This window comes from Pseudomonas sp. NGC7 (genome assembly GCF_047159675.1).
GTDB classification, from domain to species: domain Bacteria; phylum Pseudomonadota; class Gammaproteobacteria; order Pseudomonadales; family Pseudomonadaceae; genus Aquipseudomonas; species Aquipseudomonas kermanshahensis.
The window spans coordinates 5,748,522-5,765,609 of record NZ_BAAFZY010000001.1 but is presented as its reverse complement, the minus strand read 5'-3'; the positions used below and the strand labels follow the sequence as shown (position 1 = coordinate 5,765,609).

Sequence of the window (17,088 nt, the reverse complement as noted above, 5' to 3'; positions counted from 1 at the left end):
CTCATCGGGTCAGGACATAGGTGCCTGGCGCAGGGCCCAGCGGCGGATAGGTGGCATTGCCAAGCGTGGTGCGTGGCGCTTTCAGCGGGCCGGAGCGGGGGGTGACCCACTCCAGCCACAAAGGCCACCAGCTGCCTTCGCTGCGCTGCGCGTCGTGGAACCAGGCACGCGGGTCGCTGGACAGCTTCGGGTTGGCCAGGTAGTAGGCCTTGGGGTTGCCAGGTGGGTTGATGATGCTCTGGATATGCCCGCTGTTGGCCAGCACGAAGCGTCGGTCGCCGCCCAGCAGCATGGCTGAGCGGTACACTGCATCCCACGGGGTGATGTGGTCGTTGCTGCCGGCCACGGTGAAACTGTCGAGGTCGACCTGCTTGAGGTCGATGGGCGTGCCACACACTTCAAGGCCTGCCGGGTGGGTCAGCGGGTTGTGCTTGAAGAAGTCCAGCAGGTCGCCATGCAGCGCCGCCGGCAGGCGTGTGCTGTCGGCGTTCCAGTAGAGGATGTCGAAGGCGGGCGGGGTCTTGCCGAGCAGGTAGTTGTTGACCCAGTAGTTCCAGATCAAGTCATTGGGCCGCATCCAGGCGAAGATCCGCGCCACCTCGGCGCCGTCCAGCACACCGCGCTGGTACGAGCGGCGCTTGGCCGCCTCGATCGTCTGCTCGTCGGCGAACAGGCTGGCGGGGCTTTCGAACTTGCTGTCCAGCAAGCTGACCAGGTAGGTGGCGCTGCGCACTCTGCGCAACTGGTGCTTGGCTTGCAGGTGGCCTTGCAGCGCTGCCATGGTCAGCCCGCCAGCGCAGGCGCCCATCAGGTTGGGGTCGCGGTTGCCACTGATGCTGCGGCACGCGTTAAGCGCCTCTTCCAGGGCCTGAACGTAGCTCGACAGCCCCCACTCGCGGTGCCGTGGGTCGGGGTTGCGCCAACTGACCATGAACACCTGCAGGCCGTTCTTGAGCATGTACTGGACAAAGCTGTTGGTCGAGCTGAGGTCGAAGATATAGAACTTGTTGATCTGCGGCGGCACCACCAGCAGTGGGCGGGCGTGCTGTTTTTCGCTCATCGGCTGGTACTGGATCAGCTCCAGCAGTTCGTTGCGAAACACCACGGCGCCGGGGGTTGCCGCGACGTTGCCACCCACTTCGAAGGCGCGTTCGTCCACCTGGCGAGGCAAGCCATCGTTGTGGCGCAAGTCGTCAAGCAAGTGCGCCACGCCTCGCACCAGGCTTTGCCCGCCGGTGTTGAGCAGCTCCTTCACGGCCAGTGGGTTGAGCAGCGAATTGCTGGGCGCCAGGGCATCGTTGATCAGCGTGAACAGAAACTGCGCGCGGGCGCGGTCATCGTGGTCCAGGTGGCTTTCATCGATCCACAGGCGGGTCTGCTTCTGCCAGGCCAGGTAGGCTTGCAGGCCGCGCCGGTAGAACGGGTTCTGGCTCCAGGTCGGGTCGCTGAAGCGGGTGTCTCGCGGGCTCGGCTGGTAAGGGGTGTCGCCGAGCATCACGCGGCCCAGCTGACCACTCAGGGCCAGTAGGTGGCGGGCGGTATGCAGTGGGTTGCGCAAGCCATGACGGCCGACACTGCGCAACGTGGAAATCAGGTCGCGACCGCGCAGGCCGAGGATGGCGTTTTGCACGTTCATGCTGGTGGCGGGAAGCGTTGGCGTTCCTTTGGCCGGTTTGTCTTTCATGGCAACACTCCCTCGTCTTGACCCTGGGCGCCTGCTGGCCCCGTCGCGGGCGAACCCGCCCCTACACGCCCGAAGCCGGGCGCGGATGCATGACCGCGCGCTGACGCTCTTGCTGGAGGAACTTCATGATGATCGGGGCGACGGCCTCGGCCCGGGTGATCAGAAACAGATGGCCGTCGTCGATAATGTGTAGCTGGGCATTGGGAATCCGCCAGGCCAGCAGGCGCATGTTGATCAGCGGGATCAACGGGTCGTCGTCGCCAGCCAGTACCAGGGTGGGCTGCTGGATCTTGTGCAGCCAATGAATGCTGGTCCAGCCAAGCCCGGCGAACAGTTGCCAGTAATAGCCCAGCTTGCCGCCGGAGCGCACCTTGGCCGCGTGTCGCATGGCCAGGTCTGGGTCGCGGCGAAAGCCACCGCCGTAGATCAGCGGGGCGATGCGGATTACATGCGACGGCTGGATGTAGCGCCGAGGGCTGGCCATCATCCACAGCACCTTGGGCTTGCCCGGCACCATCACCGCGCCGGCGGCCGTGGCCGCCAGTACCAGCTTCTTGCAGCGCTCGGGGTAGTCGTGGGCAAACTGCTGCGCCAGGGCGCCGCCCCACGACACGCCGATCACATTCACCTGGCCGTAGTCGAGGTAATCGAGCATGCGTGCCGTGAGCTTGGCCAGCCCCGGAAAGCGATAGGGCTGGCGTGGCGTCGACGAGCCGCCTACGCCCGGTACGTCGAAGGCGATGACTTCCAGGTCCGGGTCCAGCGCTTCGATGAACGGAAACACCAGCTCCAGGTTGGCGCCGATGCCGTTGAAGATCAGCAGCGGCGTCAGGTGCGGCTTGCCCGGGCGCACGGCAGTGCGGATGGACTGGTTGTCCAGTTCGACGGTCCTGAAGATATAGGGTGACGGCATGCGCGTGGCTCTGTGGTGAAGTGAACACCGTGGCCCACCCGCAGGTGGCCACGGCGCTGCAACTCAACGTTCGTGAACGTAGGTGCCCGGAGATGCCTCGCCAGCGGCATAGGCGCGGTTGCCCAGCCGGGTCGGCGCTTTTTTCAGGTCGCCGGCACGTTCGCCCAGCCAGTTTTGCCAGTGCAGCCACCAGGAGTCGGCATGCTTGGTCGCGTTCTCCTGCCAGGCCACGGGGTCGCCCGGGCGATCGGCGCCGGTCATGAAGCGCGCCTTGGGGTTGCCCGGTGGGTTGAGGATGCTCTGGATGTGGCCGCTGTTGGACAGCACGAACTCGATCTTGCCGCCAAACAGGTGCGCCGAACGGTAGCAGGACGGCCACGGGGTGATGTGGTCGTTGGTGCCGGCCAGGCTGTAGATGTCGCAGGTGACCTGCTTCAGGTCGATCGGCGTGCCGCACACTTCCAGTGCACCGGGGCGGGTCAGTGGGTTGCTTTTGAACATCTCGATCAGGTCGCCGTGGAAGGCGGCCGGCAGGCGCGTGGTGTCGTTGTTCCAGAACAGGATGTCGAACACCGGCGGCTCGTTGCCGAGCAGGTAGTTGTTGACCCAGTAGTTCCAGATCAGGTCATTGGGGCGCATCCAGGCGAACACCTTGGCCATCTCGCTGCCTTCGAGCACGCCGGCCTGGTAGGAGTGGCGCTTGGCGGCTTCGAGGGTCTGTTCATCGACGAACAGCGCGACCTGGGTGTCCATGGTGGTGTCCAGCACGCTGACCAGCAGGGTCAGGGCATTGACCTTCTTTTCGCCCAAGGCGGCGTAATGGCCCACCAGGGCAGTGCAGGTGATGCCGCCGGAGCAGGCGCCGAGCATGTTCAGGTCTTTGCTGCCGGTAATCGCCAGCACGGCGTCGACGGCTTCCTTGAGCGCATCGATGTAAGTCGACAGGCCCCACTCGCGCTGGGCCTTGGTCGGGTTGCGCCAGCTGATGATGAAGGTCTGCTGTTGTGCGCGCAGGCAGAAGCGCGCCAGGCTTTTTTCCGGGCTCAGGTCGAATACGTAGAACTTGTTGATCTGCGGCGGCACCACCAGCAGTGGCCGCGCATGCACCTGTTCGGTGATGGGGCTGTACTGGATCAGCTCCAGCACGTCGTTGCGGAACACCACGGCGCCGTCGCTGGTGCCCAGGTTCTTGCCCACTTCGAAGGCGTCCATGTTCACCTGGCTGGGCATGCCACTGTTGTTGACCACGTCCTTGGCCAGGTTGGACAGGCCATCGAGCAGGCTTTTGCCACCGGTTTCAAAGAAGCGCTTGACCGCGGCCGGGTTGGACAAGGTGTTGGTCGGCGCCATGGCCTCGGTCATCAGGTTGATGACAAACTGCCCGCGGCTGATGTCCTGGGGTGACAGGTCGCTGTTGCCGATCCACTCCTGCAGCTCCTTGCGCCAGGCCAGGTAGGTTTGCAGGTAGCGGCGGTAAAGGGGGTTGTTGCTCCAGGCCGGGTCGTTGAAGCGGCGGTCGTCGCTTTCGGGGGCGAGGCTGGATTTGCCTAGCAGCACGTTCTTCAGCTCCAGGCCGAAGTGCGCCACGTGCTTGGCGCTGTGCAAAGGTTGGCGCACGGCCTGGCGCAGCACGGTGCGTGCCGAGCTCAACAGGTCCTTGCGGCGGATGCCGATGACCGGGTTCAGCCCCAGGGTGTTCTCCGAGGCCTGCCGCTGCAACTCATCGTTGTTCTTGTTACTCATCTGCGACGCTCCGTTGTCCAGAGACGAGTACCGGTTGCCTGTGGCGCTTGCACAGTCCAGAGCCCGGTACTGCTACTCGGGTGACCAGTGATAAGGAACAGCGGTGCTGCGGGCCGGATGCATTCGGCGATGAGCTGCGGGGAATTCTGCGTGTGAAGACAGCCTGCTTTCGCTCGCGACCTCTACATACCGGCCAGGCCCTGATTGCCTTCAAGGCGATGCAGGGAACTTGCCAGCTCCATTGGTTACCCGACTTTCATGTAATGCGCAAGACAGCCCGTCACTGAGCTGCCTGTAGGGGCATTCAAGCAGATGAGATTAGAAAATGCGCTCTAAACGTTCGAGGGCTTGCGCTAGAGCATGAGTTTCACGACCGATTCGGCCGGATCGCGGGATTTTCCGGCCTTGTGCAGCTCGTCGAGGTACTCGGCCCACAGCTGTTCCTGGCGCAGGCACAGTTGCTCGAGGTACTCCCAGGTGAACAGGCCGCTGTCATGGCCGTCGTCGAAGGTCAATTTCAGTGCATATTGGCCGGCGGGTTCGAGGCCAGCGAGGCCGACGTTGACCTTGCCAACTTGCAGGATGGGGTTGCCGTGGCCCTGGACCTCGGCGGAAGGGGAGTGCACGCGCAGGAATTCGGCGGGCAGGTGGTAGACCTCGTTGGGGCCGTAGGTAAGGCTCAAGGTCTTGGAGGCTTTGTGCAGGTTGATGGCGGTGGGCAGACGGGCCATGGGCTGAATCTCTCGGGAGCTGATGCTGCAAGCTTCCAGCTTCTGAGGGAGGGATTCAAGCTTGATTGGGGCTGCTTTGCAGCCCATCGCCGGCAAGCCAGCTCCCACCGGGATAGCACAGTGCTTGAATACTGTGGGGTACCTGTGGGAGCCGGCTTGCCGGCGATGGGCCGCAAAGCGGCCCCATACGGTCTTACAGGATATAGCGCGACAGGTCTTCGTTCTGCGCCAGCTCACCCAGGTGGCTGTTCACATAGCCCGCATCGATCTGGATCGGCGTTTCATCGTGGGTGCTGGCCAGGTCACCGGCACTGAACGACACCTCTTCGAGCAGGCGCTCAAGCAGGGTGTGCAGGCGGCGGGCACCGATGTTCTCGGTTTTCTCGTTGACCTGGTAGGCGATCTCGGCCAGGCGCTTGATACCGTCGGTGAGGAACTCGATGTTCAGCCCTTCGGTTTTCAGCAGTGCCTGGTACTGCTCGGTCAGCGAAGCGTGCGGCTCCTGCAGGATGCGTTCGAAGTCTTCTGGGGTCAGTGCCTTGAGTTCGACACGGATCGGCAGGCGGCCCTGCAGCTCAGGCACCAGGTCGCTTGGCTTGCTCAGGTGGAACGCACCCGAGGCAATGAACAGGATGTGGTCGGTCTTGACCATGCCCAGCTTGGTGTTGACGGTGCAGCCTTCGATCAACGGCAGCAGGTCGCGCTGTACACCCTCGCGGGACACATCGGCGCCGCCGACATTGCCACGCTTGGCCACTTTGTCGATTTCGTCGATGAACACGATACCGTGCTGTTCAACAGCTTCCAGGGCCTTGGCCTTGAGTTCTTCTTCGTTGACCAGGCGGCCCGCTTCTTCTTCGCGGACCATCTTCAGCGCTTCCTTGACCTTGAGCTTGCGCGCCTTGCGCTTGCCCTTGCCCATGTTGGCGAACAGGCTCTGCAGCTGGTTGGTCATCTCTTCCATGCCAGGCGGCGCGGCGATTTCGACACCTACGGCGTCAGCCACTTCGATCTCGATTTCCTTGTCGTCCAGTTGGCCTTCGCGCAGGCGTTTGCGGAACAGCTGGCGGGTGTTGGAATCGCTGCTGGTCTGCGCGGCTTCTTCGCTGAAGCTGGTGACCCGCGCCTGCGGCAGCAGGGCATCGAGGATGCGGTCTTCAGCGGCATCTTCGGCGCGGTGGCGCACGCGGATGATTTCTTGCTCGCGGAGCATCTTCAGCGCGGCATCGGCCAGGTCACGGATGATCGATTCGACATCACGGCCGACGTAGCCGACTTCGGTGAACTTGGTCGCTTCGACCTTGATGAACGGCGCGTTGGCCAGTTTGGCCAGGCGACGAGCGATTTCGGTCTTGCCCACACCGGTCGGGCCGATCATCAGGATGTTTTTCGGGGTCACCTCGGCGCGCAGCTCGGTCGGCAGCTGCATGCGCCGCCAGCGGTTGCGCAGGGCGATGGCCACGGCGCGCTTGGCGTCGTCCTGGCCGATGATGTGGCGGTTGAGTTCGTGAACGATTTCGCGGGGGGTCATGGACATGATGAAAATGGTCCTCAAGCAGAGCAATCAGTGTGGAAAAGTCCCGCCCTGGGCGGGACGCCAAAACAACTGATCAGTCGGCCAGGTCCTGCTCCTCGATGGTCAGGTTGTGGTTGGTGAATACGCAGATGTCACCGGCGATGTTCAGCGCGGTCTCGGCAATTTCGCGGGCCGAGAGGTCGGTCTTGTTCAGCAGGGCGCGGGCGGCGGCCTGGGCGTAGGCGCCACCGGAACCCATGGCGATCAGGCCGTCTTCGGGTTCGACCACATCGCCGTTACCGGTAATGATCAAGGATGCATCCTTGTTGGCCACGGCCAGCATGGCCTCCAGGCGGCTCAGGGAGCGGTCGGTACGCCATTCCTTGGCCAGCTCGACGGCGGCACGGACCAGGTGGCCCTGGTGTTTCTCCAGTTGGCCTTCAAAGCGTTCGAACAGGGTGAAGGCATCGGCGGTGGCACCGGCGAAGCCTGCAATGACCTGGCCGTGGTACAGGCGACGGACCTTTTTGGCGTTGCCTTTCATCACGGTGTTGCCGAGGGAAACCTGGCCGTCGCCGCCCATGACGACTTTGCCGTTACGGCGGACAGAAACGATGGTGGTCAAGGGGAGAGTCTCCACGCAGCGGGGCGAAAGTGCCTGATGCAGACTCATATGGGGGTGGGGGGAAGGATTTCAACCTTGGGGGATGAGCGGTTGAGCTTGGCGGGCACATTTGTGCTGGCTCATTCGCGGGGCAAGCCCGCTCCCACAGGTTCTCCGCTTGCCTTGATGATTGCGAAGATCCTGTGGGAGCGGGCTTGCCCCGCGAATGGGCCGCAGAGCGGCCCCTGGGGTTACTCAGGCCTCGTGGCAGACGTGCCCATCGACCAAGGTATAACGCACAGCGCCAGGCAGGCAGTGGCCGATGAACGGGCAGTTCTCGCCACGGGACAGCCACTGCTCGCCGGCAACGGTCGAGGCTTTCGGGTCGAACAGCACCAGGTCCGCCGCGCCACCTACCTTCAGTTCACCCGCCGGCAGGCGCATGGCGGCAGCCGGGCCGCTGGTCAAGCGTGCCAGCAAGGTCGGCAGGTCGAGCAGGCCGTCTTCGACCAGGGTCATGGCCAGTGGCAGCAGCACTTCGACGCTGCTGATACCCGGCTCCGTGGCACCGAACGGCGCCAGCTTGGCATCGCGCTCGTGCGGCTGGTGATGGCTGGAGATCGCCTGGATCACCCCCGACTTGACGGCCGCGCGCAGGCCGTCGCGGTCGGCGGCGGTGCGCAGCGGTGGCTGCACGTGGTACAGGCTGGAAAACTCGCGCAGCGACTCATCGGTGAGAATCAGCTGGTACAGCGCCACGTCGGCGGTCACCGGCAGGCCCAGTTCCTGGGCCTGGGCGATCAAGCGCGCGCCGCGGGCGCTGGTGATCTGGGTGAAGTGCGCCCGCACGCCGCTCTGTTCGACCAGCAGCAGGTTGCGCGCCAAGGCCACGGTTTCGGCAGTCTCCGGGATGCCCGGCAGGCCGAGGAAGCTGGCCATGGCGCCTTCATGGGCCAGGCCACCTTGAGACAGGTCGCGGTCCTGGGAGTGGAACACCACGGTCAGGTCGAAGGTGGCGGCGTACTCCAGGGCACGGGCCAGGGTGCGGTTGTTGGGGATTTGCTGCAGGCCATTGCCGAAGGCCACGCAACCGGTGTCGCGCAGGGCCACCAGCTCGGCCAGTTGCTCGCCTTCCAGGCCCTTGGTCAGGGCGCCGATCGGGTAGACCTTGCTGTTGCCGGCTTCACGGGCACGGTCGAGGATCAGCTCGGCCACGGCCGAGGTGTCCAGCACCGGTTTGGTCTGCGGCGGGCAGCACAGGCTGGTCACACCGCCGGCCACGGCGGCGCGGGTTTCGCTGGCGATGTTGCCTTTGCGGCTGTAGCCCGGCTCACGCAGAGAGACGTCGAGGTCGACCAGGCCAGGCGCTGCAATCAGGCCATCGGCCTGGATCGTGCGGCTGGCGCTGAAGCCGGCCGGCGCTGCGCCGATGGCGGCAATGCGGCCGCCGTCCAGGTGCAGGTCGGTGATCTGGTCCAGGCCGCTGTTGGGGTCGATGACCCGGGCGCCAAGAATACTGATGCTCACAGGGCGTTCTCCTGGTCGAGTTGGCGTTGCGCGTTTTGCCCGCTCATGGCCATGGACAGCACGGCCATGCGCACGGCGATGCCGTACGTCACCTGGTTGAGGATCACCGAGTGCTTGCCGTCGGCCACTGCCGATTCGATCTCCACACCGCGGTTGATCGGGCCAGGGTGCATGACGATGGCATCGGGCTTGGCACCGGCCAGGCGTGCGGTGGTCAGGCCGAACAGTCGGTAGAACTCGCCCTCGCTGGGCAGCAGGCCACCGGCCATGCGCTCACGCTGCAGGCGCAGCATGATTACCACGTCGACGTCTTTCAGGCCTTCGGCGAGGTCGGTGTAGACCTTCACGCCGTATTGCTCGATGCCGATCGGAATCAGGGTTTTCGGGCCGATCACGCGGATGTCCGGGCAGCCCAGCGCCTTGAGCGCGAGCATGTCGGAACGCGCCACCCGCGAATGCAGGATATCGCCGACGATGGCGACAGACAGGTTCTCGAAGCTGCCCTTGTGTCGACGGATGGTCAGCATGTCGAGCATGCCTTGGGTCGGGTGCGCATGGCGGCCATCGCCACCGTTGATCACGGCCACATCGGGGCACACGTGCTCAGCGATGAAGTGTGCGGCGCCCGAATCGGAGTGGCGCACGACGAACATGTCGGCAGCCATGGCTTCCAGGTTGCGCAGGGTGTCGAACAGGGTTTCGCCCTTGCTGGTCGAGGAAGTCGACACGTTCAGGCTGATCACGTCGGCAGACAGGCGCTGCGCGGCCAGTTCGAACGTGGTGCGGGTACGGGTCGAGTTCTCGAAGAACACGTTGCAGACGGTCTTGCCGCGCAGCAACGGGACTTTTTTCACGGCCCGGGCACCGACTTCCAGGAAGGAGTCGGCGGTGTCGAGGATCTCGGTCAGCAGTTCGCGGGGCAAACCGTCGAGCGAGAGAAAGTGGCGCAGCTGGCCCTGATCATTGAGCTGCAGCGGGCGCTTGGCGTCGATTGGCGTCATCGCGGGGGACTCTTAAAGGGCGGAAGCGGAGGCGAGGTCCTGGCGCTCGAGGGCGAGCGGTGCGGGTCCGGTCAATTTTACCCGTTCATGGGCTGCCAGCGACAGGGTGGCACCCAGCACATTGGGGCGAATCGGCAGCTCGCCGGCATCCAGGTCGAGCAGGCAGACCAGGGTGACGCTGGCCGGGCGGCCGTAATCGAACAGCTCGTTGAGCGCGGCCCGGATGGTGCGACCGCTCATCAGGACGTCGTCGATCAGGACCAGGTGCTGGCCTTCGATTTCGAACGGCAGCTCGGACGGGCGTACTTGCGGGTGCAGGCCGTTCTGGCTGAAGTCATCGCGGTAGAACGACACGTCCAGGGTGCCCATGGGGCTGGTATCGCCCATTTCTTCCTGCAGGGCCTGGGCGACCCAGACGCCGCCCGTGCGGATGCCGATGAAGCGCGGCTCGGTGATAGCACGGCGGGCCAGGTGGGCGCGAAGGTCGACAGCCATCTGCCGGATCAGATCGGCGGGATTGGGTAGGCTCATTGCGTGCTCCTCGGGGGCCGCCGGCTCTGCCCGGCGGCAAAGATGATCAGGTATTGGCCTCCAGCCAGCCTTGCAGCAGCAGGGCGGCGGCAATGGCATCGACCGGGTTGTCGCGGTAGCTGCCGCGCTGGCCACCGCGGGTCAGGCGTTCGCCTTTAGCCTCGAAGGTGGTCAGGCGTTCGTCGTGGGTGTGCACGGGCAGGTTGAAGCGGCCGTTCAGGCGCCGGGCGAATTTCTCTGCGCGCGCGCTCATCTCGCTGGGGGTGCCGTCCATGTTCAGCGGCAGGCCGACGACGATGGCGTCGGGTTTCCATTCAGCGACCAGTTTTTCCACCTGGGCCCAGTCCGGCACGCCGTTCTGCGCTTTCAGGGTGCACAGCTCGCGGGCCTGGCCAGTGATGACCTGGCCAACCGCCACCCCGATCTGTTTGGTGCCGTAGTCAAAGCCCAGCAGCAGGCGTAGCTCGGCCATCAGGCGTGGCCCGCCTGGCTGGTCAGCAGGCTGAGGTTGATGCCCAGGCTGGCGGCGGCGGCGTTCAGGCGCTGGTCGCTGGCGAGGCCGAAGATGATCTCGGGGTCGAACGGGCAGTTGAGCCAGGCATTGTCGGCCAGTTCGGCTTCCAGCTGGCCGGCTTCCCAGCCCGCGTAGCCCAGGGTAATCAGGCTGTTTTGCGGCCCCACCCCCTCGGCAATGGCAAACAACACGTCCTGCGAGGTGGACAGCGACAGGCCCTGCAGTTCGACAGTGGCCTGGTAGGTGCACTCGCTGGAGTGCAGCACGAAGCCGCGATCGGTTTGCACCGGGCCGCCCTGGTAGATCGGCACGTGCAGCGTGCTGGCCGGGGGTTCATCGTCCGGGCGCAACTGCTCGAGGATGTCGGCCAGGCTGAGCTCCTGCGGTCGGTTGACCACCAGGCCCATGGCGCCATTGGCATTGTGCTCGACGATGTACGTGAGGGTCTGGGCAAAGTTCGGATCGGCCATGTGCGGCATGGCGATCAGGAACTGATGCTTGAGGTAGCTCGGGGCGAGGGTTTTCATGGGGGATAGTGTGGCGCCAGGTGGCGAGGCTGACAAGGTGGTTTATGTGTCGCCTGTACCGGCCCTTTCGCGGGCAAGCCCGCTCCCACAGGTGCGACGCTAGACTTGGAGGCTACACAGTTCGGGTGGGAGCGGGCTTGCCCGCGAAAGGGCCAGTACAGCCAGCAAATCAGTTACTGGACAACCGGTCCCCACGGGCAAAGCGCCAGGTACGGATGATCTCAAGCCGGTCGAATTCCGCCAAGTCTCCGGTAAACGGCGCAAACGGCGCCGCCAGCCTCACAATACGTTGCGCCGCCTGGTCCAGCACCGGTTGCCCGGACGATTCCAGCACCAGCACTTCGTACAGCGAGCCATCGCGGTTGATCGAGACCATCATGCGCAAGTTGCCGTAGATCTGCTGGCGCCGCGCTTCGTCAGGGTAATTGAGGTTGCCCACCCGCTCGACCTTCTTGCGCCATTCTTCCTTGTACCAAGCGCCCTTGTCGCGCATGGTCGAGGCGGCGTTGAGGCGGTGGATGCGCGGGCGTTTGGCGTACAGCTGCTGTTCATTGGACAGCTCTGCCTCAAGGCTGGCGATCTGGCTGGACAGCTGCGAGCTGTCAAAATCAGGCGTGGGCGTTGCAGGCTTTGGCTGCGCCTTGCTTTCCTTGGGCTTGGGCTCGACTTTGTGAGGCTTGGCGGCCTTGGTCACCACGGCCGACTTCTCAGGCGTGGGCGGCGGCGCGACCTCGGGCTTGGCCGCAGGCGGTGGCGTGACCTTGTTGATCTTGCTGTCCTGGAAGGGGGCGAGTTCGGTGGTCTTGGGCACCGCCTTCTTCTCCAGGGTGCCGCTGCCTTGCTGGTTGTCCTGAGCCTGGAAATCGGCCTTCTCGGGCGCTTTCTCGCTTTTGAAGGTGGCCAGGGTGATGTCCATGGTATGGCGGATTTCAGCCGGCTTGACCACGGTAAAACCGACGCCAAGGATCAGCGCCAGGTGCACCAGGGCAGCCAGGAACAGGGTAAAGCCGAGCCGGTCCACCGGGCGAACGCGCGGTGGCAGCAGGTCGGAGGGGATGTCAGCGGGCAGCGTCATCAGGTATCCAGCAACCGCGGGGCGGGGCAGCAGGCCAAGTAAAAAGGACCCGCATCATACCCCACTCCGCGATTGTGCCGCGCGTTGCCGGTCAGCGCGCCTTCAGCTGGCGATCAATGGCGTCCATCAATTGCCCGCCGATGTCGGTGTTGAAGGCGTTGTCGATCTCGCGAATACAGGTCGGGCTGGTGACATTGATTTCGGTGAGGTGCTCGCCAATCACGTCCAGGCCAACGAACAGCAGCCCTTTCGCGCGCAGGGTCGGGCCGACCTGGGCGGCGATCCAGCGGTCACGTTCGGTCAGCGGGCGCGCTTCGCCACGGCCACCGGCGGCCAGGTTGCCGCGGGTTTCGCCACTGGCCGGGATGCGCGCCAGGCAGTAGTCGACCGGCTCGCCGTCGATCATCAGGATGCGCTTGTCGCCGTCCTTGATCGCTGGTAGGTATGCCTGCGCCATGATCTGCTGCGCGCCCAGGGCGGTCAGGGTTTCGAGGATCACCGACAGGTTGGGGTCGCCGACCCGGTGGCGGAAGATCGAAGTGCCGCCCATGCCGTCCAGCGGCTTGAGGATCACGTCACCATGCTTGGCCGCGAATTCGCGAATGATGTCCGGGCGGCGGCTGACCAGGGTCGGTGGCGTGCATTGCGGGAACAACGTGGCGAACAGTTTTTCGTTGCAGTCGCGCAGGCTCTGCGGGCGGTTGACCACCAGCACGCCTTCGGCCTCGGCCTGCTCCAGCAGGTAGGTGCTGTAGACGAACTCCATGTCGAACGGCGGGTCCTTGCGCATCAGGATCACGTCCAGCTCGGCCAGGGGGCTGTCCTGCTCGTCGCCCAGCTCGAACCAGCGCGCCGGGTCGGCGAACACGTTTAGTGGGCGCATGCGTGCACGGGCCTTGCCTTCGCCCTGGTACAGGTCGCGCTGTTCCATGTAGAACAGGCTCCAGCCGCGTGCCTGGGCGGCCAGCAGCATGGCCAGCGAGCTGTCCTTCTTGTAGGAGATGGACGCGATGGGGTCCATGACAATGCCGAGGCGAACGCTCATGGGGTGGTTCCTCTTGGCGGCGCGCAGCCGCGATGGATCGAAAGAAAAGTGGCTCAGGGTGGCGCCGGGAGCGCCGATGGTCAAGGGGCGCAGCAGATGGAATGGCTACCCGGAGTGTGCTAAAAATGCGAGGCACAATGCTGCGCAAACCTGTAGGAGCGGCCTTGTGTCGCGAAAGGGTCGCAACGCGGCCCCAGCAATTCTGGCCTGAGCAGCGACGGTAGCCCAAGTGATGGAACAACCCCTGAAGGTCATGGTGATCGACGACTCACGCACGATCCGCCGTACCGCGCAGATGTTGCTCGGCGAAGCGGGTTGCGAGGTGATTACCGCCAGCGATGGTTTCGATGCCCTGGCCAAGATCGTCGATCACCAGCCACGCATCATCTTCGTCGATGTGCTGATGCCGCGCCTGGACGGTTACCAGACCTGCGCCGTGATCAAGCACAACAGCGCTTTCAAGGACATACCGGTGATCCTCCTGTCGTCGCGCGACGGCCTGTTCGACAAGGCCCGCGGGCGGGTGGTGGGCTCCGACCAGTTCCTCACCAAGCCATTCAGCAAAGAAGAACTGCTCGAGGCGATCAGGGCCCATGTGCCTGGTTTTGCCGAACACCAACAACACGCACCCTGACCGCGTCCGCCATGGCGCGGTCTTACTTTCCTGATGGGGAAACAGCATGGCCCGAGTTCTGATTGTCGACGACTCGCCGACAGAGATGTACAGATTGACCGAATGGCTGGAAAAGCACGGCTACCAGGTGCTCAAGGCCAACAACGGTGGCGATGGCGTGGCCCTGGCCCGTCAGGAAAAGCCCGACGCGGTGCTGATGGACATCGTCATGCCCGGCATGAACGGCTTCCAGGCCACCCGCCAGCTGAGCAAGGACAAGGAAACCAGCGCCATTCCGGTGATCGTGGTAACCACCAAGGACCAGGAAACCGACCGTATCTGGGCGACGCGCCAGGGCGCGCGCGACTTCCTGACCAAACCGGTCGAAGAAGACGCACTGATCGCCAAGCTCAAAGAAGTGCTGGGGGCTTGACCACCCGCCCTCATGGCGCGTCGCTGACCGCCTTCGAGTTGCTGCTGGACATCGACCGGCGCTGCCGCCTGCTGGTGGCGGACCAGCCCCTGCAGGACACCCGCCTGCAACAGTGGAGCGGGATCGGCTTTCGGATCGCCGGGCAATGGTTCGTCGCGCCCATGGGCGAGGTGGCCGAAGTGCTGCGCGAACCGCGCAGCAGCCGTGTTCCTGGGGTTCAGCCTTGGGTCTGCGGAGTTGCCAATTTGCGCGGGCGGTTGCTGCCGGTAATGGACCTGAGCAGCTTCTTCGGGCTTGGCCCGGCCGCCCCTGGCAAGCAGCGGCGGGTGCTGGTGCTGGACCATGAGGACCTGTTCGTCGGCCTGCTGGTGGACGAAGTACTGGGGCTGCAGCACTTTGCCCTGAGCAGCCTGGAACTGTCGCCCCCGCAGCCATTGATCCGCGCGGCCGCCCGCTTTGTGCAGGGGCACTTCCCGCGTGAACGCAATTGGGCAATCTTCAGCCCCTTCGCCTTGGCCCAGGCGCCGGGCTTTCTTGATGTGGCGTTATAGGACCTGCGAACGTGAACAAGCCTGCCACCAGCGCTACCGCAACGCCCATGGCTCCGCGTACGCGCAGCATCGCGCAGATCACCGTGCTGTTTTTGGTGCTGATCCTGTCGATCATCCTGTTGTTCGCCAATTTCGCCTACCTGAGCACCCAGTCCAACTACGACAAACAGTACATCGGCCATGCCGGTGAGCTTCGCGTGCTGTCCCAGCGGATTGCCAAGAACGCCACCGAGGCGGCGACGGGCAAGGCCTTGGCGTTCAAGCTGCTGTCGGATGCGCGCAACGATTTCGAGCGGCGCTGGAGCTACCTGCGCGAAGGTGACACGTCCACCGGCCTGCCAGCGGCACCGGCCACGGTGCGCGATGAGATGGAAGCCGTCCGCCAGGACTGGGAAAACCTGCGCAAGAACACCGATACCATCCTGGCCAGCGAGCAGACGGTGTTGTCTCTGCACCAGGTGGCGGCGACGCTTGCCGAGACTGTGCCGCAGTTGCAGGTCGAATACGAAAAAGTGGTCGAAATCCTGCTGCAGAGCGGTGCCCCCGCCAACCAGGTGGTCGTTGCCCAGCGCCAGTTGCTGCTGGCTGAGCGCATCCTCGGTTCGGTCAACACGGTGCTGGCCGGTGACGACACCGCGGCCCAGGCCGCCGATGCCTTCGGCCGCGATGCCGGGCGTTTTGGCCAGGTGCTGGAGGGCATGCTCAACGGCAACCCCGCGCTGCAGGTGACCCGCGTCGAGGACGCCGATGCCCGGGCGCGGTTGGCTGAAATCGCCGAGCTGTTCCAGTTCGTGGCCGGCTCGGTGGACGAAATCCTCGAAACATCGCCCGAACTGTTCCGCGTGCGTGAAGCTGCGGGCAACATCTTCAGCCTGTCGCAAACCCTGCTCGACGAGGCCTCGCACCTGGCCAACGGCTTCGAGAACCTGGCCGGCGGGCGTACCCTGGACACGGTCGGCGGCTACGTCCTGGGCCTGCTGGCGCTGGCCTCGATCATCCTCATCGGCCTGGTCATGGTGCGCACCACCAACCGGCAACTGCGCGAGACCGCGGAGAAGAACGAACGCAACCAGCAGGCGATCATGCGCCTGCTCGACGAGATCGAAGAGCTGGCCGATGGCGACCTGACCGTCACCGTGTCGGTCACCGAAGACTTTACCGGCGCCATCGCCGACTCGATCAACTACTCCGTCGACCAACTGCGCGACCTGGTCGCTACCATCAACCACAGCGCCGTGCAGGTGGCCGCTGCCGTGCAGGACACGCAGAACACCGCGCGTCAGCTGGCCAAAGCGTCCGAGCACCAGGCCGCGCAAATCAGCGAGGCGTCCGAGGCGGTGGGCGACATGGTCGAATCGATTGACCGGGTGTCGGCGCATGCCTATGAGTCGGCCAAGGTGGCCGAGCGCTCGGTGGCGATTGCCAACAAGGGCAACGAGGTGGTGCACAACACCATCAACGGCATGGACAACATTCGCGAACAGATCCAGGACACCGCCAAGCGGATCAAGCGCCTGGGTGAGTCGTCCCAGGAGATCGGAGACATTGTTAGCCTGATCGACGACATTGCCGACCAAACCAACATCCTGGCCCTCAACGCCGCGATCCAGGCCTCGCTGGCCGGTGAAGCCGGGCGGGGCTTTGCGGTGGTTGCCGACGAAGTGCAGCGCCTGGCCGAGCGTTCGTCGTCGGCCACGCGGCAGATCGAGGCGCTGGTGCGCACCATTCAGGCCGATACCAACGAGGCGGTGATCTCCATGGAGCAGACCACCGCCGAAGTGGTACGCGGCGCGCGCCTGGCCCAGGATGCCGGGGTGGCGCTGGCGGAGATCGAAGGGGTGTCGCAGAACCTGGCCGAGCTGATCCACAGTATTTCCGACGCGGCCCAGTTGCAGACGTCTTCTGCCGGGCAGATTTCCCACACCATGGCCGTCATCCAGCAGATCACCGCGCAGACGTCTGCCGGGTCCGGCGCCACTGCCGACAGCATCCGCCACCTGGCACGCATGGCCAGCGAGATGCGCCGGTCTGTTTCTGGTTTCACCCTGCCGGCACCTGCCGAGCCGCGCTGAGGAATGCC

General features: G+C 64.5%; 17 protein-coding genes. 4 read left to right on the top strand and 13 right to left on the bottom strand.

The annotated features are described in order from the left end of the window. Position 1: 1 nt before the first annotated feature. From phaC (ACMCNM_RS25775) to gshB, 13 genes are all read right to left on the bottom strand, one after another. Entirely contained in the window at positions 2-1,684 is a 1,683-nt protein-coding gene (gene phaC / locus ACMCNM_RS25775) for a class II poly(R)-hydroxyalkanoic acid synthase (RefSeq protein WP_412765660.1), read from the bottom strand. 61 nt (positions 1,685-1,745) lie between these two features. Then, on the bottom strand, positions 1,746-2,597 hold the full coding sequence (gene phaZ, locus ACMCNM_RS25770) for a poly(3-hydroxyalkanoate) depolymerase (protein ID WP_099430640.1): 852 nt from the start codon (positions 2,595-2,597) through the stop codon (positions 1,746-1,748). A 63-nt stretch (positions 2,598-2,660) separates the two neighbouring features. Continuing rightward, entirely contained in the window at positions 2,661-4,340 is a 1,680-nt protein-coding gene (gene phaC, locus ACMCNM_RS25765) for a class II poly(R)-hydroxyalkanoic acid synthase (protein ID WP_412765659.1), read from the bottom strand. A 353-nt stretch (positions 4,341-4,693) separates the two neighbouring features. After that, on the bottom strand, positions 4,694-5,071 hold the full coding sequence (locus ACMCNM_RS25760; RefSeq protein WP_099430638.1) for a gamma-butyrobetaine hydroxylase-like domain-containing protein: 378 nt from the start codon (positions 5,069-5,071) through the stop codon (positions 4,694-4,696). A gap of 193 nt (positions 5,072-5,264) precedes the next feature. Then, positions 5,265-6,608, bottom strand: coding sequence for an ATP-dependent protease ATPase subunit HslU (gene hslU, locus ACMCNM_RS25755; RefSeq protein WP_099430637.1), 1,344 nt, complete (start codon positions 6,606-6,608; stop codon positions 5,265-5,267). Positions 6,609-6,681: 73 nt separating this feature from the next. Beyond that, a complete protein-coding gene (gene hslV / locus ACMCNM_RS25750) occupies positions 6,682-7,212 on the bottom strand; it encodes an ATP-dependent protease subunit HslV (RefSeq protein WP_003249309.1) in 531 nt (176 codons plus the stop codon). A gap of 234 nt (positions 7,213-7,446) precedes the next feature. Continuing rightward, on the bottom strand, positions 7,447-8,718 hold the full coding sequence (locus tag ACMCNM_RS25745; protein ID WP_027592427.1) for a dihydroorotase: 1,272 nt from the start codon (positions 8,716-8,718) through the stop codon (positions 7,447-7,449). Further along, the gene (locus ACMCNM_RS25740) at positions 8,715-9,719 is read right to left on the bottom strand and encodes an aspartate carbamoyltransferase catalytic subunit (protein WP_027592428.1); all 1,005 of its coding nucleotides are present in this window, start codon (positions 9,717-9,719) and stop codon (positions 8,715-8,717) included. The genes ACMCNM_RS25745 and ACMCNM_RS25740 overlap by 4 nt, the downstream gene beginning before the upstream one ends. A gap of 12 nt (positions 9,720-9,731) precedes the next feature. Continuing rightward, a complete protein-coding gene (gene pyrR / locus ACMCNM_RS25735; protein WP_027592429.1) occupies positions 9,732-10,250 on the bottom strand; it encodes a bifunctional pyr operon transcriptional regulator/uracil phosphoribosyltransferase PyrR in 519 nt (172 codons plus the stop codon). Positions 10,251-10,296: 46 nt separating this feature from the next. Then, the gene (ruvX, locus tag ACMCNM_RS25730) at positions 10,297-10,722 is read right to left on the bottom strand and encodes a Holliday junction resolvase RuvX (protein ID WP_027592430.1); all 426 of its coding nucleotides are present in this window, start codon (positions 10,720-10,722) and stop codon (positions 10,297-10,299) included. Then, positions 10,722-11,291, bottom strand: coding sequence for a YqgE/AlgH family protein (locus ACMCNM_RS25725; RefSeq protein ID WP_027592431.1), 570 nt, complete (start codon positions 11,289-11,291; stop codon positions 10,722-10,724). Before ACMCNM_RS25725 ends, ruvX begins: the two co-directional genes overlap by 1 nt. A gap of 169 nt (positions 11,292-11,460) precedes the next feature. Next, entirely contained in the window at positions 11,461-12,366 is a 906-nt protein-coding gene (locus tag ACMCNM_RS25720) for an energy transducer TonB (protein ID WP_027592432.1), read from the bottom strand. Positions 12,367-12,457: 91 nt separating this feature from the next. Continuing rightward, entirely contained in the window at positions 12,458-13,411 is a 954-nt protein-coding gene (gene gshB / locus ACMCNM_RS25715; RefSeq protein WP_027592433.1) for a glutathione synthase, read from the bottom strand. 232 nt (positions 13,412-13,643) lie between these two features. Between gshB and ACMCNM_RS25710 the strand changes: the two genes are divergently transcribed. Genes ACMCNM_RS25710 through ACMCNM_RS25695 form a run of 4 tightly spaced genes read left to right on the top strand, consistent with a single transcriptional unit; the run spans position 13,644 to position 17,080 of the window. Continuing rightward, positions 13,644-14,045: a response regulator gene (locus ACMCNM_RS25710; RefSeq protein ID WP_027592434.1), complete on the top strand. Its 402-nt coding sequence runs from the start codon at positions 13,644-13,646 to the stop codon at positions 14,043-14,045. A gap of 46 nt (positions 14,046-14,091) precedes the next feature. Continuing rightward, complete coding sequence (pilH, locus tag ACMCNM_RS25705; protein ID WP_099455550.1) at positions 14,092-14,457, top strand: twitching motility response regulator PilH; 366 nt, start codon at positions 14,092-14,094, stop codon at positions 14,455-14,457. After that, positions 14,454-15,008, top strand: coding sequence for a chemotaxis protein CheW (locus ACMCNM_RS25700; protein ID WP_412765658.1), 555 nt, complete (start codon positions 14,454-14,456; stop codon positions 15,006-15,008). The genes pilH and ACMCNM_RS25700 overlap by 4 nt, the downstream gene beginning before the upstream one ends. 47 nt (positions 15,009-15,055) lie before the next feature. Then, positions 15,056-17,080: a methyl-accepting chemotaxis protein gene (locus ACMCNM_RS25695; protein ID WP_189662490.1), complete on the top strand. Its 2,025-nt coding sequence runs from the start codon at positions 15,056-15,058 to the stop codon at positions 17,078-17,080. Positions 17,081-17,088 lie beyond the last annotated feature (8 nt).

What these genes read in the sequence shown, in the direction of transcription:
- phaC (WP_412765660.1), bottom strand. Translation starts at nt 1,684, where the DNA reads ATGAAAGACAAACCGGCCAAAGGAACGCCAACGCTTCCCGCCACCAGC.
- phaZ (WP_099430640.1), bottom strand. Translation starts at nt 2,597, where the DNA reads ATGCCGTCACCCTATATCTTCAGGACCGTCGAACTGGACAACCAGTCC.
- phaC (WP_412765659.1), bottom strand. Translation starts at nt 4,340, where the DNA reads ATGAGTAACAAGAACAACGATGAGTTGCAGCGGCAGGCCTCGGAGAAC.
- ACMCNM_RS25760 (WP_099430638.1), bottom strand. Translation starts at nt 5,071, where the DNA reads ATGGCCCGTCTGCCCACCGCCATCAACCTGCACAAAGCCTCCAAGACC.
- hslU (WP_099430637.1), bottom strand. Translation starts at nt 6,608, where the DNA reads ATGTCCATGACCCCCCGCGAAATCGTTCACGAACTCAACCGCCACATC.
- ACMCNM_RS25740 (WP_027592428.1), bottom strand. Translation starts at nt 9,719, where the DNA reads ATGACGCCAATCGACGCCAAGCGCCCGCTGCAGCTCAATGATCAGGGC.
- pyrR (WP_027592429.1), bottom strand. Translation starts at nt 10,250, where the DNA reads ATGAGCCTACCCAATCCCGCCGATCTGATCCGGCAGATGGCTGTCGAC.
- ruvX (WP_027592430.1), bottom strand. Translation starts at nt 10,722, where the DNA reads ATGGCCGAGCTACGCCTGCTGCTGGGCTTTGACTACGGCACCAAACAG.
- ACMCNM_RS25725 (WP_027592431.1), bottom strand. Translation starts at nt 11,291, where the DNA reads ATGAAAACCCTCGCCCCGAGCTACCTCAAGCATCAGTTCCTGATCGCC.
- ACMCNM_RS25720 (WP_027592432.1), bottom strand. Translation starts at nt 12,366, where the DNA reads ATGACGCTGCCCGCTGACATCCCCTCCGACCTGCTGCCACCGCGCGTT.
- gshB (WP_027592433.1), bottom strand. Translation starts at nt 13,411, where the DNA reads ATGAGCGTTCGCCTCGGCATTGTCATGGACCCCATCGCGTCCATCTCC.
- ACMCNM_RS25710 (WP_027592434.1), top strand. Translation starts at nt 13,644, where the DNA reads ATGGAACAACCCCTGAAGGTCATGGTGATCGACGACTCACGCACGATC.
- pilH (WP_099455550.1), top strand. Translation starts at nt 14,092, where the DNA reads ATGGCCCGAGTTCTGATTGTCGACGACTCGCCGACAGAGATGTACAGA.
- ACMCNM_RS25695 (WP_189662490.1), top strand. Translation starts at nt 15,056, where the DNA reads ATGGCTCCGCGTACGCGCAGCATCGCGCAGATCACCGTGCTGTTTTTG.